Consider the following 26560-nt stretch of genomic DNA (forward strand, 5'->3'; position numbering starts at 1 on the left):
TCATGAATGAAATTTGCAATATTAGATTTTGCTTGTGGATGCATGCTTGTATGAAATTTCACCATATTCATTTGTGGCTAAGTAATGTACTATTAAAGGGGAAGTAAGAGGAAGTCATTCGGTAATTTTTTAAGTGAGTATCACTTTCAACTGGCCGCTGGGTTCTAGCCAATAAAAAAGCCAGCTTGATGGCTTAACACTGATCATATAAGCATTTTCCTGATCAGTTGAACGATCCTACAGATGGTTAACAATACCCTTAAGCACTTTTGTTTAAGGGTGTTTTTTATGCTGTCACACTGGTTAATCGATGTTGACGATTTTGCTAATCCAGAATCTCTTTCTTTGTTCCAAAAAGACCTTCCGCTAGATTGGATAAACCAAGCTTTATCTGAAACGAACAAAGCGAGTATGCGCCGTAGAAAGTTACCTTCCGAACTTGTTGTATGGTTAGTCGTTGGCATTGGTCTTTATCGAGACAGGCTTATTACTGATGTATTAGACAAGCTTGACCTCAAGCGATCTAACTCATTAGGCGAAGCTATTGCACTAAGTGCTATCCCTCAGGCAAGAAAAAGGCTTACCGCTAGGCCTTTAGATTCACTATTTTCAATGGCCGCTAAACACTGGGTAAAGTCCGAAGATATAGATGATACATGGAATGGCTTAAGCTTATTCTCTATCGATGGCACTCAATTCAGAACTCATGACAACCCCCCTATTTATCTGAGCATTATCAATATGTTTACTACCGAAAAGACAGACATACTGAGTAGCCAGTTGTGCGGCTGTGTGGACTCAAATCATTGCCTAGTCGTCTTATTCATGATGTCACTTTTGGTAAGAGCTCTAAAGGTGAAATCAGCTATGCAAAAGATTTAATCACCTCATTATGTCCCAACTCATTGATCATTTTTGACCGATGCTCTTTGAGTGCAGAATAATGCTTAACTGGAGACAAGAGCATGGAACAAGTCATTGGATGATACCAATAAAGTCAGACGTAAAATATGAAGTTATTGAGTAACTTGACGATGAAGGGCATGACCTTATTGTTGAAATGAAAGTCTCTCCTCAAGCCCAAAAGCAAGACTCAACGTTATCAGATACATGGAAAGCAAGTTTAGCTCTTTACCCTGAAGGAGGAGAGCCAAAGCATATCAAAGGGCTAATCACCTCTTTAACCGATAAAGGGTACAGCTTAAAATCTTCATTAGACGTGTACTTCGAAAGGTGGGAAATCGAAAATAGCTACGGAGAGATTAAGCATGACATGCTTGAGGATGAGATTCTCCTCATTAGCCAGTCAATGGAGGGTGTTGAGAAAGAAATATGAGGCATTCTGATTGACTATAATCTAGTACGTCTTGATATTAGTCGGATAGCAAAAGAAGCCAATGTGTCACCACTTAGAATCAGTTTTACGATAGCAGTTCGTGACATTCAAGATGAACTAATGTGGTGTGCTATCGTCTCCCCGGGATCAATCCCGAAAAAACTGCGAGCCATGAGAGAGCGAGTGAAACGTTATATTTTGCCAGAAAAACAAAAACGGCCCAAAGCTAGGACCGTTCGTATTAGTAAAACTCGCTACAATGTACGTTCTAAGTACTGTGGGATCCCCACGAATTTCATCATAAGTCTTCAAACTATATAGTCAGTTTTGATAACTGGCTATACACGTAAATTAACAAAGGTTCATCAGGGCAATATCGGGTATCATCGATGACCTCTCTACCTAAATAGACATAAGACAAGACGCACTTTCGTCTCTCTGTATTGGCTTGCAGCAAGCGGGATTGGGTCAGTTGTGCACTCACAAACCCCACGCACCAAAGCATAAACGTTATCAATGATGCGATTAGTATCAGATTGTCATAACGTTTTGCGCTTTTGGAGTTAGCGTACTCCAATCCTAAGCCCAGTTTTCCATTTTTTGTATCTCTAAACGCTTCCTCTACCTGCATACGCTGTGCGTATAATTTGACGACTTTAGTTGCACTGACTTTCTCATACTCGGGTAAGTTATATACCAATAACCAAGGCTCAGTCGCTTTCGCCTGCTGGTATTTATCTGTCGTACACTGTGACTTCCCACCTCGCTTTTTCTTTGCAATCCGACCTTTCTGTTTATTTTGATAAATAACCGCTTGGCATTGAAACTTTTGCGACTTGCTATAGTAGATTTCGCCCAGTTTCGTGGCACGGTTGGTTGCCTGTTCAAACCAGGTTTTACAGCGAGTCCATATTATTGAGTCAGCCGATAAACAAACGTTACCGCGAGCGCGTCCCACCCAAAACCATCCTTTTTTCTCGATAGCTTGAAACCAAGGCGTCTTAAAAATAGCATCGGATAAGATGATAGGCTGGCAATCGACAGGCAAGCAATGTGCAAGATTATCCAGCAAGTCAATGTGGGCCTTTTCTGAGTTTAATTCAGACTCTGGATACACTTTTTCATATAACGTTAAGGCTCTTCCACCCATAGGGATACTAGCCCTAAGTACTTGAAACATATCCTGACCATTGATAGGAGACCAATCGACAATGACAAGAGGGTGAGGATTTTGGCCAACCAAATGTTCAGTCATGAACTCATAAAAATAGAGCCGCTCACTGTGCAAGTAAGGGTTCCCAATTAACCTGTCGGCTCGCTTTATATCGTGCTTCTTATCTGTATCAGAGCTATTTTTAAGACCACGACCAAGGTATGTGACCGTAACTCGTTGGTCACGCATTCCAGATTCAACAAAAGTAAAAACGGTACTTAGCCTGACGGAGTGAATATCAGGGTAAGTCGTTGCAATATCTTCTTTAAGGGTTTGAAATACAGTCACTGTGATAATCTCATTTTTTCCAATGATTTGATCACATAGTTGCTCAAAGGTCGATCCCCTACTCAGTTAAAACCAATATTTCGTGGGGATTCGTCAGTTCTAAGTACCTTAAGTGATAGGTTTTAGCTTAAAAGCCGCTTTTTGATACGTTTAGAATGATTGCCTAGGATTCATCTTCCTCAAAGTAATCTGCATAGCCTTTCGGTGGTGGTGTCCACCCACGTTCTGAGCGAGAGTGTTTGTCTGAACGATCTTTCTTCATATTTTCTTTCATTGCGTCTTCAAGGTGAATGAATATTTGTCGGTAGTTGTTGTCGTAGCGAGGGTTCTCTTCCGTTTCAGACCAAGCTTTGTATAGCTTTTCAGACTTACGGCTCTCAACACGTTGATACGTCGATTTTTGCTGTTCGACGAAGAATGGGTGATGACCCAAAGAACGTAAGGCTTCAGCACCCATTTCAAGTGCTGAGTGGTACGTTTCTGATTCTACAAAATCAGCACCCGCTTCTCTTAAGCGATAACTATGGCCACGGTCGAACGCACGAGCTAAGATTTTTACGTTAGGGTAGATGTGCTTAACGTACTTGACCAACTCCACGCTTGAGTCTTGGTTGTCGATGGCAACAACAAGCATTGCTGCTTCTTCGATACCCGCGGTGTGTAGTAGGTCGTGACGAGTCGCATCACCAAAGTAGGACTTGATGTTAATAGAGCGCAGTACATCTACTTGGTTAGCCTGATGGTCCAGAACCACCGTTTTGACATCATTCGATACCAATAAGCGATTAACGATCTGACCGAATCGACCGATACCAGCAATGATTACCGTGCCTTTCTCTTCGATAGTATCTTCTTCACGGTCATTCGATTTTTGCTCGTAACGAGGCAGAATCACCTTATCAAACAAAATAAACAGGCCCGGAGTTAGGAACATTGAAAGAGCAACCACTAGTGAGAGCGTTTGAACAATGTCAGCCGGCAATACGTGGTTTTGCGCCGAGAAGCTTAATAGTACGAATCCAAATTCACCGGCTTGCGCCAAGCTCAGTGTAAATAGCCAACGATCGCTGTTCTTGATTTTGAAAATCAATGCCAAGGTAAAAAGCACAGCTGCTTTTAGTAACATGACACCCAGAGTTAGCCCGATGATTAGGATGAAATCATTGAACAGAACATCGAAGTTGATTCCCGCACCTACCGTAATAAAGAACAGTCCAAGCAGCAGTCCTTTGAACGGGTCGATGTTCGATTCCAGTTCGTGTCTGAATTCACTGTTCGCCAGTACAACACCCGCAAGGAAAGTGCCTAGTGCAGGCGATAAGCCGACAAGGCTCATCAGTGCAGCAATACCAATAACCAGCATGAGTGCCGTTGCCGTGAAGATCTCACGCAGGCCAGAGCTTGCGACAAAGCGGAAAAGTGGACGGCTTAAGAAGTGCCCGCCAACAACCACAATAGCGATAGATGCCGTAATCACAAGTCCATAAGCCCAACCAGGTAGACCAGCAACCAGACTTAACTCTTCATGGTGGTCAGAAGCTGAAGTGGCTGCGCTTTGTGCAGCTTCGATCAATTCTGGCAACGCCAATAGAGGAATGAATGCCAGCATCGGAATAACGGCAATATCTTGGAATAATAGAACCGAGAAGGCATTCTTACCGCCTTCAGTCTTAGACAAGCCTTTCTCGTTGAATGTTTGCAGTACAATCGCGGTCGATGACAACGCAAAGATTAAGCCGATAGTGAGAGCGATAGTCCAAGGTTGGTTAAAGGCTAGAGCAATGCCCATTACAATCGCTGCTGTGCCTCCTACTTGTAGGCCACCAAGCCCCATCAAGCGGTTTCTCATTGCCCATAGCATCTTAGGCTCAAGCTCAAGACCAACTAAGAACAACATCATCACCACGCCGAATTCGGCAAAGTGTTGAATGGTCGTGGTTTCCTCACCGACAAGGCCGATGATTGGTCCGATAACCACACCTGCGATTAAATATCCCAGCACTGAGCCTAAGCCAAGACGCTTAGCTATCGGCACCGCGATCACGGCGGCAACTAAGTAGATAAAGGCTTGTAAAAAATATCCAGTCATTCTTTAGTCCTTGTTGATGATTCCGTCGAGATAGTGGTTTAACTTCGCGGCTTTCTTTGCTTTTTTGTAGTCAATATTGTCTGCGACTAGCGACTCCAACAAAAACTTATAGCGCTCAACATGCTCGGTTATGCGGTTCTCTTCCAAGGCGGTTCGCGAGCCAAATAGTGCATAAGGTGCTAAATATTCCATACCACATAAAGCAGCGGTTTGTTCAAGAGGGTGGAGTAGCTCACGAATGGTAAAGTGGTTGTAGCCGTCAGTTTGGTAGGCATCCTCTTTACCTCCCGCGGTAATGCTGCAAAGGAACTTCTTACCTTCTAACTCGTTGCCATCAGTGCCATAAGCGAAACCATACTCAAGAACCAGATCTTGCCACTCCTTGAGAATTGCTGGAGTTGAATACCAATAAAGTGGGAATTGGAAAACGATGATGTCATGGTCCAACAGACGTTTCTGTTCACGATCGATGTTAATTTTGAAAGTTGGATATTCGGCGTAGAGATCAACACAGGTCACGCCATCAATACGCTTGGCTTGTTCGAATAAGGGTTTGTTTGCTTCAGAGCGATGCTGAGAAGGGTGGGCGAATAGCACCAAGACTTGATTTTTCGACATAAAGCCCTCTTTGTCCGTTAACGAATAATGCTTATTGGAATTATAGATATACAATAATAGAAGAATGATTGAAGAACAACGAATTAGCCCATACTTATTTATTTAGATACATAGGTTTATCGAGTACTTAATTATATAAAACACGCTCTGATTTAGGTGTTTCTCTTACCTTCACCCTACGACTAAGTAAAACTAATTATTCGTGAATAATAAAAGCAAATAAGCGTATTTTATGTCAACGTTGGTAGGGAACGTAAATAATTCAATCTCTCTACATAGAACAACAATGAATAAAGGAAAAAAGTATGAGCATGGACTTGCGTCAACAGTGTAATTTGTTTCTTTCAGGTCACTTAGATCCGACTCCGGCACAAACATTTGCTCAGATGGCTGAATGGTGTGAAGAGCACAACATACATCACGATACCTACGGAGATGGCGAGTTCATCGAAGGCTTTGAAGCCAAAGTTGCTGAGTTGCTTGGCTATGAGGCGGCTGTGTTTGTAATCACAGGTACCATGAATCAACCAACAGCGTTAGAGATCGCCTGCTAGGAGAAAAGAAACCCGTTGGTTGCGATGCACGAATCGAGTCATATTTTGCGTCATGAGCGCCAAGGGTATCAGCTCCAGAACCGCTTTAATGTGTTGCCAGTGGGCAATGTGTTTCGCACTTGGAATGTCGATGACTTGAAAGCGTGGCCAGATGAAATTGCAGCAGCGCTATACGAGCTACCGATGCGAGAAATTGGTGGTCAGCTACCAGAATGGGAAGAACTCGAAGCGATTAAGCGGTATTGCAACGAACAATCCATTCATCTGCATATGGATGGCGCGCTTGTGGGAGTGTGGTGCATATTACCAAAAACCTTACAGTGAAATCGCAAAGGGGTTTGATAGCGCTTATGTCTCTCTATACAAGGGGCTAAATGGACTTGGTGGCTCACTGTTGTTGGGTGATAAAGCGTTTGTAACCAAGGCATCAGCTTGGATGAAACGACAAGGCGGTAATGTCTATCATCGTACGCCTTTTTTTGTATCGGCAGCTATGCAGTTCGATCAACGACTAGCACAAATGCCTGCTTTGTTCGAACGTACAAAACAAATCTACCAAATCTTATTGGATTACCCTCAATTCAAAGTGAACCCGCAACAACCGCAAGCGAACATGCTTCATCTTTATTTACCGGTGAGTTACGAAGACGGGGTTGCTTTAAGAGACAATATCGCTAGTAAGCACAAGGTATGGATAGGAAACCCAGCGATCTGTGAGTTACCGAATCAATGTAAGATTGAGTGGTATGTGGGGGACAATTTATTAAATCTACCGGATCATGAGCTGATCGATATCTTGGACCTGATTAGCGAAGCGCTGATTTGAGTGCAGAGAAGCTAAATTGAATGAGGTGAGGAGTGCTCATTAGAATGAATACAGGCGGGCTTACTTGTATTCATTCGAACAGAGATCGCGGCAGGGTGTTACATATATTGGTTGATGTACACGTCGACTAGGAACATGAATACTGGAACGGTGCTAAGAACTCCGAAGAAGACGATAGGCACCCAGTTTTTCATTTTCTTTTTAGGTTGCTCTGTATTGTTCATAGTTTCGGCCTTAAATTCGTTGTTGAGTCAGCGCTTGAGTTAGAACTGAATGGTATCAAATAAATTCAAAGAGCCCTATGTGGATTTAGTGTTTCGTGGCGTGCATCAAACACAGAAAATCGCGTTGATTCATAAACGGTTCATAAAGGCTCAACAATAATGAACCTATTGAAACAAGTACTGCCTTATTTGGCATAGTAATTAATTAGCATTCGAAGAGTTGGAGAATACAGAATGAAAACAATAGGTAACATCATTTGGTTTCTGTTCGGTGGCGTATTTATGGGATTGGCGTGGTGGTTCTTTGGGCTGCTTGCATTCCTTACCATCGTTGGTATTCCGTGGGGCAGAGCGTGTTTCGTTATGGGGAACTTCTCGTTCTTTCCATTTGGTCAAGAAGCCATTTCTCGTGATGAACTGACTAATGAAATGGATATCGGGACAAGCCCATTAGGTATGATAGGTAACATCATATGGTTCTTGTTTGCAGGTATTTGGCTTGCAATTGGTCATATCATGTCAGCGGTGGCGTGTTTCATTACCATCATCGGTATTCCATTTGCGATTCAGCACCTTAAGCTAGCAGTTATCTCACTGGCACCAATCGGTAAAACAGTGGTAGATAAACGCGAAGCAGAAGCGGCTCGAGTAAGAAATTACAAAGGTTAAGAATTTGGTTTAACCTTTATCTGAAACCAAAAAGCACATCATTTGATGTGCTTTTTTATTGGTTCTTGGTTCTTGGTTCTAGTTTGCCTTCTCAAGCTTCTCTCGCCGCTATACGTTGTTGAATAAGACTTCGATTCGAAGAGTGATATTGGCCTCTTTTGTATGCTTTTCGTATGGCTCGCGTTCCCATTGGTAGCGCGGGATGATTTCGTAAAATAGCCACTCTTTCCATATGTTCTCTCGATAGGTGACCGACACTTGCGAGTATTCGTAGTGGTTATATGGCTCGCTAGTCGCGGTTATCGTGGCGCCGTATTGCAGAGCTTGGTCTTGGGAAAGGTAATGGTACAAGGTAATTCCCGTACCATACTCCCAGCATTTGAGATCATCGTTATAGTCTGCAAAATTTGACCAACGCGCTAAGAAATCGTCACTCAATGAAAGATCAAAATCGATATCAGTGATCTCTCCCGTCTCTCTTTTCTCTTGATACACACGTTGAGTCAGCCGGAATACTGCATCTGTGGTGAGCGGGTAGGTAAAACGATAGCGAGCTTCTATTCTTGGGCGCAATGTCGCTTTGATATTGAAACTACTGTAACCCTTAGCATAGGCGTCATAACGAAGACCAAGTGCATTTTCTAACTCTTCAGAGTCTTGTGGGAAGAAGTCTAAGAACTCTTCATCACCAACGGACTCGTAGATTAGCTTAAGCCTTTTGCTGACAAAGGGTAAATGTAAGCGTGCGTTTAGTTTGGTGGAATAATCAACGTCACCGCCCTCTGAATAAATGAAATCATTGTACCAACGTACAGAGGTTCCGGCTCTGGCGTCTTCGGTAATACGATCATCAACGAAGAAGTTATCGAACCATAGGGCTGGTTGGCAAAATTTGCTATTTAGGTAGTGATAGGCTTTTTCGACACGGGTGTCTTCTAACGGCTGACTGTGACAATCATCCGTTTCCTCTGCAACAGCAGAGTGGGTAGCGAGTGATGCCAATAATGAAGTGCTAACTATCCAACGACTCAATGGAACCTGTTTGTTATTTTATGTATCAATAGTTTGACTATAACTAAGCAGTTACAACAATGCGACTTTTAATGAGGTTTAACTGGAGTTGTGGTTATTCAAAACAGAGGCTTGAATCGCGTGTGGCAGGCAAAGAAAACGGGCTCTGAAAGTGAGCCCGTTTGTAGGTTAACTTATAAGTGACTTAACGCTGGATTACATTGCCGCTTCGAAAATCGCAGAGATTTCTTCGTGAGTCGCTTGTTTAGGGTTAGTAAAACCACATGCATCTTTCAGTGCGTTGTCAGACAATGTAGGAATGTCTTCTAGTTTCGCACCAAGTTGCGCGATACCTGTTGGGATGTTCACGTCATTTGCTAGTTGAACAATCGCTTCGATCGCTGCTTCTGCACCTTGCTCTGGTGTCATACCTTCAACATTCACGCCCATTGCTTTTGCAACATCACGTAGACGCTCAGGACAAACTTGCGCGTTGTAGCGTTGAACGTGTGGTAGCAAGATAGCATTACATACACCGTGTGGAAGGTCGTAGAAGCCGCCTAGCTGGTGCGCCATCGCGTGAACATAACCTAATGACGCGTTGTTGAACGCCATACCCGCCATGAACTGTGCGTAAGCCATTTGCTCACGCGCTTCAATGTCTTCGCCGTGCGCTACTGCCGTTCTTAGGTGTGCTTGTACAAGTTCAATGGCTTTAATCGCTACTGCATCTGTAATTGGTGTCGCTGCGATAGAAACGTAAGCTTCGATAGCGTGTGTTAGCGCATCCATACCTGTTGCAGCAGTTAGTGATGCAGGCTTAGCAAGCATTAGCTCAGGATCGTTTACTGAAATAAGCGGTGTTGTGTGCTTATCAACAATAGCCATCTTAATGTGGCGCTCTTCATCTGTGATGATGCAGAAACGTGTCATTTCTGAAGCTGTGCCCGCAGTTGTGTTGATAGCGATAAGAGGCATCATAGGTTTTTCAGATTGATCAACACCTTCGTAATCTGCAATCTTGCCGCCGTTAGAAGCCACAAGTGCAATACCTTTTGCACAGTCGTGCGGAGAACCGCCACCTAGAGAAATAACGAAATCACAGTCGTTGTCAGTCAGTAATTCAAGACCGTCGTTAACGTTAGTGATGGTTGGGTTTGGTTGAGTGCCGTCGAATACCACAGCATCCACACCGCGCTGGCTAAGAAGGTCTTGTACCTGCTTAACCACGCCAATTTGGTTTAGGATTTTATCGGTTACGATAAGACCTTTTTTAAAGCCTTGAGACTGAATGCTATCAGCCGCATCCTTTAAACAGCCAGTACCCATGAAGTTTATTGTAGGGATGTAAAATGCACTAGACATTGGAAAACTCCGGTTAATTATGATTTTTAATTGCCTATATGTTGTCGGCAAACAACTGGTCGACCATTGATCTGGAACAACTTTGATTCCGAACTACCACTTTCTGGTTATTGGTTGTGATAGGGCTCATATAGCAATCGTTTTTATGGTTTTCTGATGTGTATATTGTCAGTTATGGATAGCGAGTGATTGATAGAACTATGGTCAGTATGCTGCTCTATAACCATGAAAAATAAAGGTTATTCAGACAGTGCCGGTTCATGTTCTTCTTCTGTTAGCTCTTGAACAGAATCAGCACTGCACTCGACCTGATTTTTTGGTTGCTCAGGCGAATCTGACGCCTCTTGTGGCTCTTCATCGTAGTATTTGACCAGGAATGGGGTGAGCATGATGGATGAAGGTAAGAAGTGCTTCATAGTACCTCCCGGTACAGTTCGTGTATTTCCTCTATGGTATTGGTTTAAGATGTGGCAAAATTTGCGATACATCATGACTTGTTGCTTGTTTTCTATAAATTTTTAGAACTATCTTCAGGCTCACAAAAATGGTAGTAGAATGCACACTTAACCGTTGAGGTTAGGAAATAATAAATATAAATACGGCGCGATAGCGCGAATAATAGGACAGATAATGAAGTACGATTGGATATTCTTTGATGCGGATGAAACCTTGTTCCACTTTGACGCTTTTCAAGGAATGAAGCTAATGTTCTCACGTTTTGGTGTGGATTTTAGCGAGCAGGATTATTCTGTTTATCAAGAAGTTAACCTACCACTATGGGTTGATTACCAAGATGGTCGAATAACGGCTGATCAATTGAAGCACACACGCTTCGAAAGCTGGGCTGAAAAGTTAGAAACAACAACTGCAGAATTAAACAGCGCATTTCTAACAGCAATGGCGGACATCTGTTCTCTGCTACCAGGTGCAAAAGAGCTAATGGAATCGTTACAAGGCAAAGTGAACATGGGCATTATTACTAATGGCTTCACCGAGCTGCAATCGATCCGTTTAGAGCGTACTGGCATGACAGATTACTTCGAGCATGTGATCATTTCTGAAGAAGTTGGCGTTGCTAAACCAGATGCTGAGATCTTTGAATATGCACATAAGCTGGTTGGCTTACCAGCAAAGCAGCGCATTTTGATGGTGGGAGATAACCCACATTCAGACATTTTAGGTGGCTTAGATTTTGGTATCGAGACCTGTTGGTTAAACAGCCAAGAGAAGGCAACGCCAGAAGGTATCAACCCTCATTATCAAGTCAAGTCTCTGGCTGAGCTGCAAGCACTTCTGCTAGCGTAACGGCTCACCGACTTTAGCTTTATTCGTTGATCATTACTTTATTTATTGATCATTAATAGCCGAGTATAATTCTGTGCTCGGCTACTTAGTTTTTACTGGTTTCAATTTTCGATTGTGGTACTCAAGCGTATTTATGCTTTAAGCTGCCACCATAACCACTCATAACAAATAGAAGGAAGAAGCGTGCTGAAATCTCATCGCCATAGCTGCTACGGCATAGCTGCCATTTTACTTTGGAGCTGCTTAATTGCGTTGTCTCGTAGCGTGTCAGAGCAATTAGGTCCAATTGGCGGCGCAGCTAGCCTTTATACAGTGAGTTCACTGTTTTTGGTTTGCGTAATGGGGTTGCCTAGGCTGAAGCGCTTCTCAAAGTCTTATTTGTTGATTGGTGGCGCGCTGTTTGTCTGCTACGAGATCTTTCTGGCCTTGGCGTTAGGCATGGCAAATAACCGACATCAAGCTTTAGAGATGGCGGTTATCAATTACCTTTGGCCTGCACTGACAGTATTGTTTGCGGTATTACTCAGCGATAAAAAGATAAATTGGCTGGTGTACCCAAGTATCTTTTTAGCTTTCTTTGGTGTGGCTTGGAGCATCAGTGGCGACCAAGGCCTCTCTGTTGAACAGATTGCGGCAAATATCGCGACTAACCCTAAAACTTATTCGATGGCGTTCTTCGGCGCGATTATTTGGGCGGTTTACTGTAATTACACTCAGAAAGTTGCGAAAGGGCAGAATGCGATAGTGTTGTTCTTTATCGCTACAGCGATCACCTTGTGGATCAAATACGCATTGAGCAGCGAAACCGGTATGGTAATGACGAGCAGTGCCGCGATTGATTTGGCTCTGGCTGGCGTGTGTATGGGCGCGGGTTACGCGCTTTGGAATACCGCAATATTGGGAGGCAACATGGTCTTTCTCGCGACTATGTCTTATTTCACGCCAATTTTTGCGACCTTACTCTCTTCTATGATTTTAGGTTTAACCTTGACCATCACGTTTTGGCAGGGGGTGTGTATGGTGACGATTGGGTCACTGGCTTGCTGGTGGGTTACAAGAGAGAAAAAGCCGACGGTTAAGGCGTCGGCTTCTGAAGAGATTCAATCTCAATAGCAATTGTGTTCATCTACCGATTGCTAGGGTGAGAATTAGCTCGCGATGTTGAGGTTCAGTTGAAGCTCATATGGCATCTTAGACAGGCGTCGCTTTAGTTGGCGGCGTGTACGTTCAATATCATCGACCGCAATCGCTTGTTGGTCGTTGGTATGAATATCAACGTTGATTCTTAGCTCAGGACCAACCTTAGTCACACCGATTAGCTCCAAATCTTGTTCTGCTTCTTTGTCTACCGCGACAACGTTCTTATCTACCGCGTCACAAATTTCTTTGTTTGCCGACATCATTAGTAGCTCACGCATAGCTTCTCTTAGCATATCGAACGGTACTTTGATGAAGTAGAAAGACATCAGCAACATCATCATTGGGTCTGCATACACAGCGTATTTTGCGAACGGCGAGAATGTCATTGACCAAGCCACGACGAAACCTGCTGTTACTGCGACACTCAACAGTGTATCCATTTGCCACTGCTTAGATTCAGCTTGAATCAAGCCAGATGAAATGCTCTTACTCTTCTTAGCGATATACCACCACGCATAACCACAGCCCAATACGTTAAAAATACCAAACAGAGTTGCGATAGAAGCATCAACTTCACGACCGCCTGTCATCAAAGCGCCAATCGCTGAATACAGTGAATAACCAACCACAAGTAAAATGACAGCGGCTTTAATCGTGATGACGATAGGCTCAATGATCGCACGACCAAACGGGAATTCACGATCAGAAGGGCGGTTAATGTATTTTGAGGCAGCTAGTGACAATAAAGTTAACAGTAAGCTAATAAGAGAGTAGACACCGTCAAATACTATGACCAGAGAGCCAACGAGAAGACCCAACACCAATCCGCCAATAGCGAAGCCTGATGCTAAAAGGGCTGAGAACAATAGAACTCGATTTTCGTTTTGGCTTTTCCTGTCACACATAATATTTTCCAAATGTTTTTGATAATTTCATTGTTCTAATATTGAGCGAGATTTTCAAACTTTATCTGATGTTGTTTATATTACAGAACATAGTTTTTTATATTATTCATTTTAATTCAGTTGCTTACATGAAATTTTAGGTGTCAGTAAAATTGACGATGACTGTTTTCTCGGACTAGTGTGCAACTGAATCAAGATCGCTTATCATTAATAAAACGCATCATTGAGCGGTGTTTTATAGCTCGGTGAAGGGCATTAGCGCTTGAGATAGTGGGAAAGAAAGGATGGCAATGAAGTTTGATGGTATTAGCGACAGCGATTTGTGGGCAATCGCTAACCCTATTATGGATAATTTGATGGAGGGCTCAACCAATGTTGATCATGCCCAACATTGCCGCGACTTTACTCAACGAATGAAGGACATAGTGACGCCTGAGTATTTAGAAAAGGTGTGTCATCATTATCAACACAGCAACGGCTTTTTTGCAGAGCGTGAACCTGTTGCGGTGTTTAGGCGTTCTGATTCCGTTGCTTTTATATGGAAGCAAGTGTACACCATTGCCAAAGGCGAATTCGTTGCTGAAATGGTGTTAGTTGAAGAAGACGGACTCTATTTAGTTGACCACGTGATGGTCTTCTAATAAGCGCTAGTTAGAAATCAAACAAGTAATCACTCAGCTGGTCCGCGAGCCAGTTCATACCTGGGTGTTCTGCCATCCCAGCAGCCGTAAACATGCAGTAATCTTCTTGAGTTAGGCCGTAGGTGTGCTTGATTACCGCTAATTCTTGCTCACGTAGCAAATGACGAATCAACGGCTCTGGCATTACGCCCCATGCCTCTTCACGTAAAATCGTATCTAGCATAAAGTCAAAGCTAGAGAAACCAATGTAACGACGAGAGAAGGGCTCAAGCTCTGGATTATCTTTTTCGTTGAGATAAACCATGGTCGCTTGCATCGAATTTCTTAACACCTCGTCGGAGACGCGGCGCATTGCACTCAGGTCATGTCCTTTCTTACATACAGACATCATCCGAATCTTACCTAGCGGGTTATAGATGATTCGCGGGTCATCTACACGTTCGTAATCGACGCCGAATGCAAAATCAACTTGTTGAGTTTCAACGAGGTTGGCTAAGTCACCACTTGATGCAAGAACGAAGTTGAAAGAAGTGGAAGGGTACTTGTTATTCAGCGTGTGAGATAAATCTTGCCACATTTCATCGGGCAGAGAATCATCGCGAGCAATCCATATCTCGGCGTTGAACTCACCAGAAACATGGAGGCAGGTTTGTTTAATACGCGCAGCTGTCACTAACATTCCTTCGCAATCTTTATAGATGGCTTTACCTGCTTCGGACAGCTCGACATGGTTGCCGCTACGTACGAAAAGTTCTACATCTAACTCTTTCTCCAAGGCTTTGATCGACATACTAAGCTTGGTTCGGTTGCATTCTAGCTGGCGAGCAGCTTCAGAGACTGATCCTAAATCAGCAACAGAACAGAAGGCTTGGACTTGAGATAGGTTCATTTCATTTCCAGATTGAGCGGTTGTTGGTGCATATTATACGAATATTGTGCTGACTATCTTAGAAATAGTCCATCTTTGCATGATAACTCTATGACGAATTGACTAATTTAGTTTACTCTGTGCAGGATCCGAACGTACAAGAAGTAAAGATGGAGGCCATGATGGCGAAACAATGGGACGAGTACGCCGTTGATTGGGATAAAGATCCCGCGACCGCAGTATTCGCACAGTCCGTATTTGACCAGTTAACACAGCTCGTTGATTTAAACGGAACCCGTGTCCTTGATTTTGGTTGTGGTACAGGACTACTCAGCCAAAAAATATCTCCTTTAGCAAAAGAGATCATCGCACTCGACATGTCTGAAGGGATGATTGAAGAGCTAGACAAGAAAGAGCTATCCAACGTTGAACCGGTTGTTGATATTCTATCGCGCGGGCTTGCAGCGCAGCATCCAGCATTCCGAAATCAGTTCGACCTAGTGGTAGCGTCGTCGGTTTGTGGCTTTATCCCGAACCTACAAGACACAGTAAGCCTGATTTATACGCTACTCGAGGACGATGGTGCATTTGTTCACTGGGACTGGTGCTTAGAAAACGGCAGCGATGATTACGGCATAAGCCCTGAGCGTTCAGAGAACGTATTGAGTGCTGCTGGGTTTTCTGTTGTTGAAGTATCGACACCTTTCTCAGTTGATACTCCACAAGGCAAGCTAAAAGTGCTTATGGGCGTTGGGCGTAAGTAGTTCATTTGAAGCTTATGGCTCAGTGATTAGCGAAAACTAAAATCCAAAACACGTTTTAGCGAATAAAGTAAAACATAAATAACCGAACCCACATCAACGGCCTTAGTGCCAGTTATGTGGGTTTTCTATTTCTAGTAACCTCGATAACTTATGTTTTAAACGTGTGGTGTCAGGGTATTAGAAAATACTAATTACAAATATATCATTTCCATTTTGGAAATGTAGTCTTGCATAGATTTCATTAGTGGAAATCAAATCGTCAGATATAGAATAAGCCCATAACAATACTAAGGGTTTAATCATGAGCCACCAATCTGCTTCTCCACAACTTTCAGAACAACAACAGCGCTTTAGCAATATCATTTCAGATGCCAACCTGTCGCCAAAACAGAAATCGAGCTATCTTGCCTTAGAAGCTGAAGCGAGCCTACCGTACATGCCGGTAAGTCACGAAGTAGAACAAGCCTTACAACAAGGCGTGCTATGTGACATGTTTGAAGGTCACGCTCCATTTAAGCCGCGCTATGTGCTTCCTGACTATTCTAAATACTTACATCAAGGCTCAAAGTATTTAGAGCTTAGCGCGGCAACTAATTTCGATGAAGCATTGAACATGCTTACCATCCTGTACCATCACGTCCCTTCGGTCACATCTATTCCGGTTTACTTAGGTCAGTTGGATGACGTGTTAATGCCTTTCGTTGGCGACCTAACAGAAGAGCAGGTTTATCAGAAGCTTAAGCTATTCTGGATCATGCTAGACCGCACACTGCCAGACGCGTTCATGCATGTGAATATCGGCCCAACAGACAACGTTATCTGCCGTACTATTTTACGAGTTGATGCTGAACTCAAGCAGATTGCGCCTAATCTTACTTTTATGTACGACCCAGCCGTAACACCTGATGATCTGCTGCGTCATGCTGCGAGCAATATTTGTGAATGCAGCAAGCCACACATCGCTAACTACCCAGCACACGCTGCGGCATACGGTGATAAGCGCTTTGGCATCGTTAGCTGTTACAACTCTCTGCCCCTAGCTGGTGGCTCAAACACGTTAGTACGTATGAACTTGAAACAAGTGGCGTTAAAGTCTGAAGACAGTGTCGATTTCCTACAGCAAGTGTTACCACACTACAGCGCTATCATGGTTGAGCTGATGAACGCTCGCAGCCGCTTCTTGCATGAAGAATCTAACTTCTTCGAAGGCTTCTTAACTAAAGAACGTTTGATCGAGGAAGATCGCTTTGCACCAATGTTCGGCATCTACGGTATGGCTGAAGCCGTGAATATCTTGATGGAGAAAGAGGGCAAAGCGGGGCGTTATGGTCATGACGAACAAGCTAACCAACTTGGACATCGCATTTCAGAAAAACTGGCTGAGATCGTTGATCGTTCTGAAGTGAAATATGGTCTAGAAGGCAAGGCTTTATTGCATGCTCAAGGTGGTATCAGCCTAGATGAAGGTGTCACTCCAGGTGTGCGTATCCCTTATGGAACAGAACCAGATCCTGTCTCTTACGTTCGTGCGACTGCGGGTCATCATAAATTCTACACCTCAGGTATCAGTGACATTTTGACCATTGACGAAACCGTGAAGTCAAATCCTGAAGCCATGTTCAACCTGTGTAAGGGGGCGATTCAAGCGGGTTACCGTGAGTTTACCGCTAACGTTGCATCAAACGACTTAGTTCGTGTGACAGGTTACATGATTAAGTTGTCTGACATCGCTAAATACGACGAAGAAGGTTCGCGCACCAACACGACTTTCTTAGGAGCTGAAGCGGCGAAAAATACGGGCATCTTAGAGCGTAAACCTCGCGTGGCAAGCTTAGAGATGTCGCCAACGTACGAATAACCTAGTACTCGAATCGCATTAACTATGAAAATTTCTGATCTAACAACTCAAATGGCTAGGGTTAATAACAATAAGACAGAAAAACAAGCGAAGGTCAGCCGTGTGCTGACCTTTTCTTGTGTTGATGGACCGGGGAATCGGCTTGTACTGTTTCTGCAGGGGTGCAACTTCGACTGTATAACCTGTCATAACCCTCATACCATCAATCACTGTAATCATTGCGGAGATTGCGTTAGTGGGTGCCCAAGCGGTGCTTTGAGTGCTATTGATGGCAAAGTGATATGGGATCCCGCGGCTTGCACCAATTGCGACCAGTGTATTGATGTTTGTGGTCACAAATCGAGTCCGAAAATTACCACGATGACGGTTTCAGAAGTACTAGAGCTTGTGAGACATAATCAGTTCTTCCTGAGTGGTATTACCGTTTCTGGTGGTGAAGCGACCATGCAGTTGCCGTTTATCATCGAACTGTTTCAAGTGATTAAAAGTGATCCGCAGTTAGCGCATCTCACGTGCTTTATTGATAGTAATGGTTCGTTGTCACTGCAAGGGTGGGACAAGGTGTTGCCTTACCTTGATGGAGCGATGATTGACCTAAAATCCTGGCAATCAGAAACACACCAATGGCTGGTCGGCAGAGGAAACCATCGAGTGTTTGAGAGCATCAATTACTTAGCAGATAAAGGTAAGTTGCATGAAGTTCGGTTGCTGCATATTCCGAACAAAAGTGATCTTGAAGATGAAATTGAACAGGTGGGGCGTTACTTAAAGACGCTACCAAGTGATGTTCGAATTCGACTGAATGCATTTCAGCACCATGGTGTAATTGGCAAAGCATTAGATTGGCCGAAATGCACCGAACAACAGATGCAGAGCTTTCACGATAAGCTCTACACAATAGTTCAAAGACCGATGCAAACCCCTGAGGTTTATACTTAGTCTTTAAGTTTCTTAGGCGGTCAATCAGGCTTCAAAGAACGTAAAGTCTCTATAAATATCAAGTCTCTAAAAACAGGTCACACAACCACTTGATCGCCTGATCATTCATGTTGGGCTTGTTCCACACTAAGCTATAGGCCACCTTTCCGTAATCAAAAGGCAAGGGTTTGCTCACTAAGCCCTGAGCTTGCTTAGCATGCTTAACCCACTGTTTCGAACAAGTGAATAGGAAGGGGGTATGATGACAAAGCACAGCTGCAGCCCCAAAGTCAGCGACTGAAATAGCCATCTCTCTAGGCTTGTGACGTTGCACTAAACTCTGTTCAAAGTAAGGCTGCGACAGTTCATTATCTAAAATCCCAATGTGCTTGTAATCTAGGTAGCCTTCCACCGTCAGTTCTTGCTGAGCAAGAGGGTGGTGTGCGCCCATCAAACAAACCATCTCATCTGGAAGAATTGTTTCCCAAACTAGCTCTTTATTGTTTGTCGGTGGTTGGGATATATCATGAGGCAATAAGATCAAATTCACTTTGCCGCTAAGTAACGCATCGAAGCCGAGCTGTTGTTTCGAATAGATGTTGAGTTTGGCGTTTGGTGCGAGTTCAGTGGTGATTCTACTGATCTTTGAGGCGAAGACTTCAAAAGTACTCTCGCGCATAGAGAGTGAAAAGCTGCCTTGATACTCCTTTGGGGCAAAGCTCTTCTGATGCAACAACCCATTCATACTAGAAAGAATCGCGTGAACCGTTGGTGCGACTTGAAGCGCAAAGGGCGTTGGGATGAGCTTGGTACCATCTCGGTAGAACAGCCCGTCGTTGAGGATCTCACGAAGCTGAGACAGAGTTTTACTTACACTTGATGGGCTGACACATAGCTGCTCAGAGGTTTGAGTCACGCTATGGGTATTCAGCATTATATGTAGGGCAGTGAGGTGCTTAAGGCTCACTCTCGATAAGTGTAAGTAATCCATGTATGACTCATGCATTCAAATTGGCTTGTGATTTTGAATTTACATCAAAACCGAACAAGCCAAATTGGATAAAAGTTATTTACGAGCTAACTTATGGTGAGCTCGTGAAAAGTGGCCTGCGCAAAATGCGCCTACGATTGAAAGCTCACCTGCTAAACACAATGCAGCACAAACCTCAGCTAAAGCTTGGGATTTGCCATTGCCGTGCAGGCCTAGCAAATCAAGACACGCTTTTTGGCTTGGAAGGCTTGTGCCACCACCAACAGTACCCACCATTAGGTTAGGAAGCGTTACGCTTGCGTATAAGCCGCCTTCTTTGTTCAGTTCTATGCGAGTCATGCCAATAGCTGATTCTGCAACACACGCTGCGTCTTGTCCGCAAGCGATGTAAAGTGCAGCCAGTGCATTAGCGTAATGGGCATTGATACCTATAGTGCCGCTCAGAGCGCCGCCCACAGTGGTCATTTGACCAAACTGAACCATTTTCTCAGGCGTTGTGTGTAGATACTTAGCAACAAGTTCTGTTGGGATATTAACTTCAGCGGTTACCTTTTTGCCACGCACGCTGCGCAAGGTTTGGGTATTCGCTTTCTTATCGCCTGATAAGTTGCCATCAAGGAAGGCATGGTCAGGCTTAACTGGTGTGTGTTCTATGATGTACTCAAATACCGCATTGGTCGCGATGGTCACCATATTCTGACCAGATGCATCTCCCGTAAGAAACTCAAACACCAAATAAACATGGTTACCTTCAATGTTGATATTGATGTCGGTAAGTTTGCCATGGGAAGTCGTCGATTCAGCTAAGGTTTTAAACTTCTCATACTGGGTTACTGCCCATGCCACAAACTGTCCAGCTTCTACTAAGCCTTGAAATGCAAAACCGGGAGTTCTTGTTACGCCTTCATTGAGCAACATTGCACTCGCGCCACCACAAGCACTAATGAGTTTAGAGCCTCGGTTATAAGACGCGACAAGTGCTGCCTCGGTTGTTGCCAGTGGGACTAGGTAATCACCTTGGGCAAATAGGCCATTAACGCGCAGTGGACCAGATATACCGACAGGCACTTTCACTGTGCCAACGAAGTGCTCGATGTTTTTTTCATAGGCTTGCATCTGACTTTCGGTATGAGGGTCGAGTAGCTCTTGTTGTGATTCTGCGTTGTCGAGAGCTGTCCAACGGCGTGTCACATTCTTTTCTGTCAGGTAAGGGCTAGGTGTCAGCTTATTTACTGGCTTTTCAAAATGAGGCTGGAGTTTATTTTCTAATTCGTCTGCGGAGATATCGCCCCCTAAAATAGAAACATAGTCGCGGCGATGCAGATTTAGTTTTGGCATAAATAGTATGAAGTAAAGTTTGTGCAGCAAATTGGATTGCGCTGATTCTACCGAGTAATAAACCAGAAACAAGCGACAGATATAATGAGTTACAGTTTGTGTGTTTGTTGAAGCAAAAAGCAGCGAAGTTTCGCGAAATATAGGCTGTATTTTAGCTAAATTTAGATATGAATGTCGAGAAGGCTACCGATGGCTTCGTTTTGGCGATCAACCACACTAGCTCCGACTCGGTTATAGCTAGCACTTTGGGTTAATTTGATCATTGCATCGTTTGATGAAGAAGAGGGTTCTGAATCTTTGTATTTGAACGAAAGAGACTGTTCGGGTTCAACTTGATTAAAGCTGAGATCACTGCCTTTGAAAGCATCATCAGATTCAAGAGTATCTTTAGAGACTGGGGGATGCTCAGACGCTTGTTTGAGCTCGATCGCCGCTTCTTCAGCCATGTTGGCAGACTGCTGAATAATGGCGTAACCAGATTGAATACCAGATATCGACATAGCAGAACCTTTAATTGACGTATGGGAAGAGTCTAGGTGGACGATATTTTGAGCGCAATGTTGAACAGATGAAATTTACGGTGAGAATGTGAACTTAAACTAAAATAGTGATGTCTGTCTATTAACTGAAAAGATCGTTAAGTGCATTTAGCTCTTCATCGGTAAGCAGAGTCTCTTTCTCTGTTTCCAGATTACCGTCGATTTCACCTTGAAGTGCTTTTAATTGCTGTGTACTAAGAAGCTGTATTTGCTGCTTAAATTTTTCAAATTGTAGTGTATTCATGATGTGACCTTAGTTCAAATCAATACGCTCTAAAGAGCATAGCCTACTAATACAGGAAATCAAACAAGATTAAGTGAATATTAAATGATGTTTGAAATTTCCTGAAACTAAGACAACTATAAATTTATGTGGTCGTTTTTTGTCCGAGAAATGTTAGGCAAAGTTAAGGCTTGGTCAATCAAAGTCAGAGGAATTCTACGATGTAAAAACTCCTGCAACCCTTGTGGCGAAAGGGTAGGCAAGTAATTGCTCTACCCAGTTTGGGGTATGGGTAAAGCAATGTATAAATACGACCTTTGATCAAAAGGTAAGCAGTTGGCGTTATCTTTTTGTTTTTACGTTATTTGTGCTTCGTTCAAGAGGCGTCCATTTCAAACGCTTTGTCGATTTTTACTTTAACTGCAAATTTGGTTGCTAGCGTATGCAGTTCTGGAAGCATTCGATAGATCAAATGCAGCTGCTGCAGAACCATTTTGACAGAACTTTCATCTTCTTCTCGCCACTCACTCAAACGTTTATCCAAATCAGGATCATAGGTATTTTTGACTTCACACTGTTCGCAGTGAGAGTAAAGCTGATCATTGAGCGCGTCGAGGTGCTCATGGATTACACGGTGAACATCTAAAACGAGCTTGTGTGTTGACTCGTCGTCGATACGTGTTCTATGCGCACCTAAAGCGGAAATGTAGCTTAATAGGGCGTGGTTGAGCGTTAGGAAGCGGAAACTCTCATCTTCAGAAGTACGATATTTCCCAGGTTCGACTAACATACTGCTGATCGCCACGGTTAGGTTCGCATCGTTATTGTGCGCACTGCGACGAGCGATACGGTAATTCAACGTGTCTTTCTTGCCGACTCGATATTGACCGATGATTTGCGCCAAGTAGTTCTTATTGGCATCGAGTGCGTCGGCCATTACCTTATGCAGTCGCTTTGATTGCCAATCGGGTAACACATAAACGACGGCCAGTACCGCCAGAGCACAACCGATGAAGGTATCTGCAAGCCTTGGCAAAACCACCGCATAGCCTTCACCAAGTTGGTTAAAGCAGAACAGTACCAATAGAGTGATGAAGCCTGTCGCGAAGCCGTAGTTGTTAATACGGAACGCAAAGAACATCACACCACTTATCACAATGAAGACCAATTGGCTCTCTTGAGAAGGGAAGAAGGTCAACAGTGGTACACCGATCAACAAGCCAGCAACAGTACCAATAACACGAGCAGTCAGCTTTTGGCGGGTAGCACTGTAGTTGGGTTGGCAAACAAACAGTGTCGTTAGTAAGATCCAATAACCGCGTTCTATTTCAAACCCTTGGATGATCCCATAGCCAATGGTCAGTGTGATTGCCATACGAATAGCATGACGAAATAGCATAGAGTCAGTATGTAGGTTGGCTTTAATCTTCTGCCACATTGCTGACAACGTATGTGGGTTGGTGTCGTCTAATACATCTTCCTCTAGCTTTTCTGCGTCTGGGTTACTGATGTTTGATAGCTGCTTCTCAACGGTTGCTAGGTTATTGAACAGATAATCCAGTTGGTTCAACAACGGCTTCCATTCGGGCTTATTCTGCTGGTGCAGATGATTAAGTGAAGACATCAGCTCATCTAGCGCCAATACAGACTTGTCACCATGTTGATATTCAGATCCAACCTTGAGCGAGCTCGCGACTTCTTTACATGCAGTGGCCTGCGCTTCCAGTAGGTATTTAAATCGGAATAAAACATCAGAACGTTCAAAGTGCTTAGCAAGCTCTTGATAACGATAGTGGGTCGAACTTACACGTTCGTGAATGTCTTGAGCGATGAAATAAGTATTTAAGAAGCGGTCACTAGGGCCATCAATGTGTCCACGCTTAGAGCGGTTAAGTAGCGTTGCTTTACACATGTTGAGCGCGTTCACGGTACTCGCATTTAATTTAGCTTCAATAATGCGGTGTGGCTGCGGAATAAGGTCGGATACTGGGTAGAAAAGTTCAGCCTTGGATTCCATGTAGGTGCCAATTTGGTCAAATACTGTGGCAAGGTTCTGCTGTACGGGTTGCATTGGCCACACAATCTGCCAAATCATTGACATTAAGTAGTACCAAGCCGCGCCTGTTAGTAGCAATAAAGGTTGGAACCATAAATTTGTGCTCTCATGGGCACCTAGCATGGTGTAGATTGCGACTAGCAGCGAGCCAAACGCAATGCTTGCGTATTTCGGGCCAATTGCGCCTAGCATGATGAATGAGAATGTTGATGCAAATAGACCTAACGCGAATAGCCACGGCGTGTCGAAAAGTAGTTCAATAGAAAAGGCAGCAATCGCAAAACAGATAAAGGTTAAGGTCAGAGCTTTGAGTCGCCCTGTAAAGCTATCGTCGCTTTCCGCTAGTGCGGCTGCGATGACACCTAGGATCAGTGGGGTGATGAGTGTGTTCTGTCCATAATACCAAGTAGGCACCACCACACCGAGCAGAGTGATGAGAATTAATACGCTGTAATTTATGGTTTTATTTGCCCAATAGAGGCGTAATTTGGCTGAAAATTCCACAGTCACTCGCTTGACGCACTAAAAACCATAATCCTAACAGAAATCAAGCACTAGAATTTGATACTTATCCATAATTGTCTGTAGGTGGTCATGAAAGCGTCGATAAGATATGAGATATTATTAATTCTCATTGCATCATGATATAAATTCAATATTCCCAATTAAGAGCACACTCCAATGCAGCTAAGCGCTAACAAGACTGCACAATTTTTTATTCAAAATGAATACCATCAGGTTGAACTCGATGGTTCACGTCTGTTGTTGTCGTCAGTGGGCAGTGAGGAACGTATCCCGTTTACTATTTGGAGTGGCAAGATCGCGATCAAACGCGGATTGTTTTGGGGATCGTTACAGTTTTTTGCTAATCAACAAGACGGAAAGCAGCGCAGTTGGTTAGTTCAAGGTCTACCTTGGAACCAGTGTCGTCAATTTGCACGCGCATCGGTGGCGGCATACCAGAAGTGGCACGATACACAATGTGAACAACTGGCTGAACACGTACCTCAATGGGAAGCTGAATTACTGCGTTTAGAGCAACTTCCAGCCTTTCTTCCTCACTCTAAGGTCAACACTTGGGTTGAGAAGGTTAACTCTGGCTTAGAGAGTATGACGATGACCCTGGACGAAGCTGCGCAGCGTATGCCAAATCGCATCGCAAGACTGCAGCCGTGGTTGTCTGATACCGAGGCTAAGCAAGCGGAAAGAAACCAGCAATGGCTTGAGACTGAGAGAAAAAACTGGGAAGTGTTGTTCGCTCAATGTGAGTCATCGCCGTTGAACTTGTCACAGCAATATGCGGTTTTGATGAACGATGACCATAACCTGATTCTTGCAGGTGCGGGCTCAGGGAAAACCAGTGTCCTGACTGCTCGTGTTGCTTATTTATTACAAAGCCATCAGGCACAAGCTGAAGAGCTGCTATTACTTGCCTTTGGTCGTGAAGCGGCCGAAGAAATGAAGCAGCGCCTCGACAGCAAAATTGGGTTGTCGTCTGAGAAGGTTCAAGTGAATACTTTCCACCAGTTGGGTTTGAAGATCTTGAATGAGGTTGAAACCGAGCGTGTGGTGATTTCTCCCCTTGCTTTAGATGACAATCAGCGCCAAGCCTGGTGTATTGATTGGTTGAAGAAGCACTGGATGACGCCGACCAACTTCAAACGTTGGCAGAAGCACTTATCTAAATGGCCAATTGCTTATCTAACGGGTGATGATGAGCTAGGCAGCCACGTTTCAAACCTTAAGTTGATTGGCTGGCTTGAAAAGCAATTGGAGCAGCTCAACGCATCAGGATTAACCAAGAAAGAAGTACAGCAGCAGCTTATCGATCACCGTGATTACACACGTCTTAACAGTGAACTATCACTTTGCTGGCCTTGTGTGACGGCGTGGCAAAAGGCATTGAAAGAAGAGAACCATATCGATTTCTCGACCATGATCAGTCGTGCGACTCTGTACGTCGAAAAAGGTAAGTTTATCTCGCCTTGGAAGTTCATCATGATCGACGAATATCAAGACATCTCTCCTGATCGTCTTGCCTTGGTTGAGGCGCTGTGTAACCAGTCTAAAGCGGAGCACCAAGCGTCTATTTTTGCCGTGGGGGATGATTGGCAATCTATTTACCAATTTGCGGGTGCAGACGTTGATTTAACTACAGGCTTTAAAGATCGTTTCGCCAGCTCGACGATTCACCACCTGGATACCACGTATCGTTTCAACAATCAGTTAGGTGCTGTGGCGAATCGTTTTGTGCAAGAAAACCCAATTCAGTTGCCGAAAGAGCTAAACAGCTTCAAGCAACAGAAGCAAAAGGCGGTCTACAGTGCGCCAAGTAAAGAGGTTGAGAAGATCCTTGATCAACTTAACCGCCAATCTAAAGGTAAAACCAACAAGTCGGTGTTGATGCTTGGCCGCAATCACTACCATAAACCTGAGTTGTTGGAAGACTGGAAGAAGATCTATACCTCTATTGATATCAACTTCATGACTTGTCACGCCAGTAAGGGTAAAGAAGCAGACTTCGTTATTATCCTTTGTGTGGATGAAGGACAATTCCCGGCGAAGAAGAAGCAACTTCACATTGACGGCGCATTGACTGAATCGTCAGACGTGTTCCCATTCGCGGAAGAACGTCGCCTGTTCTACGTAGCGATGACACGTGCTAAAGAGAAAGTGTGGTTCACACACAGCGGCGATGGTTCTGGCTTCGTACAAGAGCTGCATGGTTCTGACTACCCAGTGGTTCGTAAGAAGTAGCTACTTAGACGGGGTGTCGATTAAGAGCTCAAGTTGCTTTCGCTGTATTTTATTTGCAGACATA

General features: G+C 43.9%; 22 protein-coding genes and 2 pseudogenes. 10 read left to right on the forward strand and 14 right to left on the reverse strand.

The window, feature by feature from the left end; translation table 11 throughout:
- Positions 1 to 288: 288 nt before the first annotated feature.
- Positions 289 to 1657, forward strand: a pseudogene (locus tag L1D11_RS11270) (IS4 family transposase).
- On the opposite strand, the gene L1D11_RS11275 reads toward L1D11_RS11270, so the two are convergent.
- The 3 genes from L1D11_RS11275 to L1D11_RS11285 form a co-directional block, all read right to left on the reverse strand.
- On the reverse strand, positions 1650 to 2837 hold the full coding sequence (locus L1D11_RS11275; protein WP_239862477.1) for an IS4 family transposase: 1188 nt from the start codon (positions 2835 to 2837) through the stop codon (positions 1650 to 1652). The pseudogene L1D11_RS11270 and the gene L1D11_RS11275 sit on opposite strands and share 8 nt — an antisense overlap.
- 163 nt (positions 2838 to 3000) lie before the next feature.
- Positions 3001 to 4926 carry a monovalent cation:proton antiporter-2 (CPA2) family protein gene (locus L1D11_RS11280; RefSeq protein ID WP_239862479.1) on the reverse strand — a complete coding sequence of 642 codons (1926 nt, stop codon included), beginning with the start codon at positions 4924 to 4926 and terminating at the stop codon, positions 3001 to 3003.
- Between the two features lie 3 nt (positions 4927 to 4929).
- Positions 4930 to 5544, reverse strand: coding sequence for an NAD(P)H-dependent oxidoreductase (locus tag L1D11_RS11285; RefSeq protein ID WP_239834762.1), 615 nt, complete (start codon positions 5542 to 5544; stop codon positions 4930 to 4932).
- 305 nt (positions 5545 to 5849) lie between these two features.
- Here L1D11_RS11285 and L1D11_RS11290 point away from each other — a divergent pair.
- Positions 5850 to 6924, forward strand: a pseudogene (locus L1D11_RS11290) (beta-eliminating lyase-related protein).
- Positions 6925 to 7022: 98 nt separating this feature from the next.
- Here L1D11_RS11290 and L1D11_RS22645 read toward each other — a convergent pair.
- Entirely contained in the window at positions 7023 to 7148 is a 126-nt protein-coding gene (locus tag L1D11_RS22645; protein ID WP_008218887.1) for a hypothetical protein, read from the reverse strand.
- A gap of 234 nt (positions 7149 to 7382) precedes the next feature.
- Here L1D11_RS22645 and L1D11_RS11295 point away from each other — a divergent pair, with 234 nt between their 5' ends.
- Positions 7383 to 7817 carry a YccF domain-containing protein gene (locus L1D11_RS11295; RefSeq protein ID WP_004740303.1) on the forward strand — a complete coding sequence of 145 codons (435 nt, stop codon included), beginning with the start codon at positions 7383 to 7385 and terminating at the stop codon, positions 7815 to 7817.
- Between the two features lie 108 nt (positions 7818 to 7925).
- On the opposite strand, the gene L1D11_RS11300 is transcribed toward L1D11_RS11295, so the two are convergent.
- The 3 genes from L1D11_RS11300 to L1D11_RS11310 form a co-directional block, all read right to left on the reverse strand.
- Positions 7926 to 8849 (reverse strand): hypothetical protein, encoded by a 924-nt coding sequence (locus L1D11_RS11300; protein ID WP_239834575.1) that lies wholly within the window; start codon positions 8847 to 8849, stop codon positions 7926 to 7928.
- Positions 8850 to 9044: 195 nt separating this feature from the next.
- On the reverse strand, positions 9045 to 10193 hold the full coding sequence (gene yiaY, locus L1D11_RS11305) for an L-threonine dehydrogenase (RefSeq protein WP_239862481.1): 1149 nt from the start codon (positions 10191 to 10193) through the stop codon (positions 9045 to 9047).
- 239 nt (positions 10194 to 10432) lie between these two features.
- Positions 10433 to 10609 carry a hypothetical protein gene (locus L1D11_RS11310; protein ID WP_239834577.1) on the reverse strand — a complete coding sequence of 59 codons (177 nt, stop codon included), beginning with the start codon at positions 10607 to 10609 and terminating at the stop codon, positions 10433 to 10435.
- A gap of 214 nt (positions 10610 to 10823) precedes the next feature.
- Here L1D11_RS11310 and yjjG point away from each other — a divergent pair, with 214 nt between their 5' ends.
- Positions 10824 to 11498 carry a pyrimidine 5'-nucleotidase gene (gene yjjG, locus L1D11_RS11315; RefSeq protein WP_239862483.1) on the forward strand — a complete coding sequence of 225 codons (675 nt, stop codon included), beginning with the start codon at positions 10824 to 10826 and terminating at the stop codon, positions 11496 to 11498.
- 183 nt (positions 11499 to 11681) lie between these two features.
- Positions 11682 to 12611: an aromatic amino acid DMT transporter YddG gene (yddG, locus tag L1D11_RS11320; RefSeq protein WP_239862485.1), complete on the forward strand. Its 930-nt coding sequence runs from the start codon at positions 11682 to 11684 to the stop codon at positions 12609 to 12611.
- 35 nt (positions 12612 to 12646) lie between these two features.
- Here yddG and L1D11_RS11325 read toward each other — a convergent pair whose 3' ends face one another.
- On the reverse strand, positions 12647 to 13543 hold the full coding sequence (locus L1D11_RS11325) for a cation diffusion facilitator family transporter (RefSeq protein WP_239862487.1): 897 nt from the start codon (positions 13541 to 13543) through the stop codon (positions 12647 to 12649).
- Positions 13544 to 13833: 290 nt separating this feature from the next.
- Between L1D11_RS11325 and L1D11_RS11330 the strand changes: the two genes are divergently transcribed.
- Positions 13834 to 14184, forward strand: coding sequence for a hypothetical protein (locus tag L1D11_RS11330; RefSeq protein ID WP_239862519.1), 351 nt, complete (start codon positions 13834 to 13836; stop codon positions 14182 to 14184).
- A gap of 10 nt (positions 14185 to 14194) precedes the next feature.
- Here L1D11_RS11330 and L1D11_RS11335 read toward each other — a convergent pair whose 3' ends face one another.
- Positions 14195 to 15073: a LysR family transcriptional regulator gene (locus tag L1D11_RS11335; RefSeq protein ID WP_010428915.1), complete on the reverse strand. Its 879-nt coding sequence runs from the start codon at positions 15071 to 15073 to the stop codon at positions 14195 to 14197.
- A gap of 161 nt (positions 15074 to 15234) precedes the next feature.
- Between L1D11_RS11335 and L1D11_RS11340 the strand changes: the two genes are divergently transcribed.
- From L1D11_RS11340 to L1D11_RS11350, 3 genes are all read left to right on the forward strand, one after another.
- On the forward strand, positions 15235 to 15816 hold the full coding sequence (locus tag L1D11_RS11340; RefSeq protein ID WP_239862489.1) for a methyltransferase: 582 nt from the start codon (positions 15235 to 15237) through the stop codon (positions 15814 to 15816).
- A gap of 301 nt (positions 15817 to 16117) precedes the next feature.
- The gene (locus L1D11_RS11345) at positions 16118 to 17674 is read left to right on the forward strand and encodes a YjjI family glycine radical enzyme (RefSeq protein WP_239862491.1); all 1557 of its coding nucleotides are present in this window, start codon (positions 16118 to 16120) and stop codon (positions 17672 to 17674) included.
- Positions 17675 to 17698: 24 nt separating this feature from the next.
- The gene (locus tag L1D11_RS11350; RefSeq protein ID WP_239862493.1) at positions 17699 to 18613 is read left to right on the forward strand and encodes a YjjW family glycine radical enzyme activase; all 915 of its coding nucleotides are present in this window, start codon (positions 17699 to 17701) and stop codon (positions 18611 to 18613) included.
- 58 nt (positions 18614 to 18671) lie between these two features.
- Here the strand turns inward: L1D11_RS11350 and L1D11_RS11355 are convergent, their stop codons facing one another.
- The 5 genes from L1D11_RS11355 to yccS form a co-directional block, all read right to left on the reverse strand.
- Entirely contained in the window at positions 18672 to 19583 is a 912-nt protein-coding gene (locus L1D11_RS11355) for a LysR family transcriptional regulator (RefSeq protein WP_239862494.1), read from the reverse strand.
- A gap of 75 nt (positions 19584 to 19658) precedes the next feature.
- Positions 19659 to 20921, reverse strand: coding sequence for a hydroxymethylglutaryl-CoA reductase (locus L1D11_RS11360; RefSeq protein WP_239862496.1), 1263 nt, complete (start codon positions 20919 to 20921; stop codon positions 19659 to 19661).
- Positions 20922 to 21082: 161 nt separating this feature from the next.
- A complete protein-coding gene (locus L1D11_RS11365) occupies positions 21083 to 21421 on the reverse strand; it encodes a hypothetical protein (RefSeq protein WP_239862498.1) in 339 nt (112 codons plus the stop codon).
- Positions 21422 to 21542: 121 nt separating this feature from the next.
- On the reverse strand, positions 21543 to 21704 hold the full coding sequence (locus L1D11_RS11370) for a hypothetical protein (RefSeq protein ID WP_239862500.1): 162 nt from the start codon (positions 21702 to 21704) through the stop codon (positions 21543 to 21545).
- 355 nt (positions 21705 to 22059) lie between these two features.
- Positions 22060 to 24243, reverse strand: a complete 2184-nt coding sequence (gene yccS / locus L1D11_RS11375) for a YccS family putative transporter (protein ID WP_239832101.1) — start codon at positions 24241 to 24243, stop codon at positions 22060 to 22062.
- Between the two features lie 177 nt (positions 24244 to 24420).
- On the opposite strand from yccS, the gene helD reads away from it, so the two are divergent.
- Entirely contained in the window at positions 24421 to 26496 is a 2076-nt protein-coding gene (gene helD / locus L1D11_RS11380; protein ID WP_239862502.1) for a DNA helicase IV, read from the forward strand.
- The last annotated feature ends 64 nt before the right edge of the window (positions 26497 to 26560 follow it).

Origin of the sequence: Vibrio sp. Isolate32 (assembly GCF_022397955.1) — a bacterium.
Taxonomy (GTDB): domain Bacteria; phylum Pseudomonadota; class Gammaproteobacteria; order Enterobacterales; family Vibrionaceae; genus Vibrio.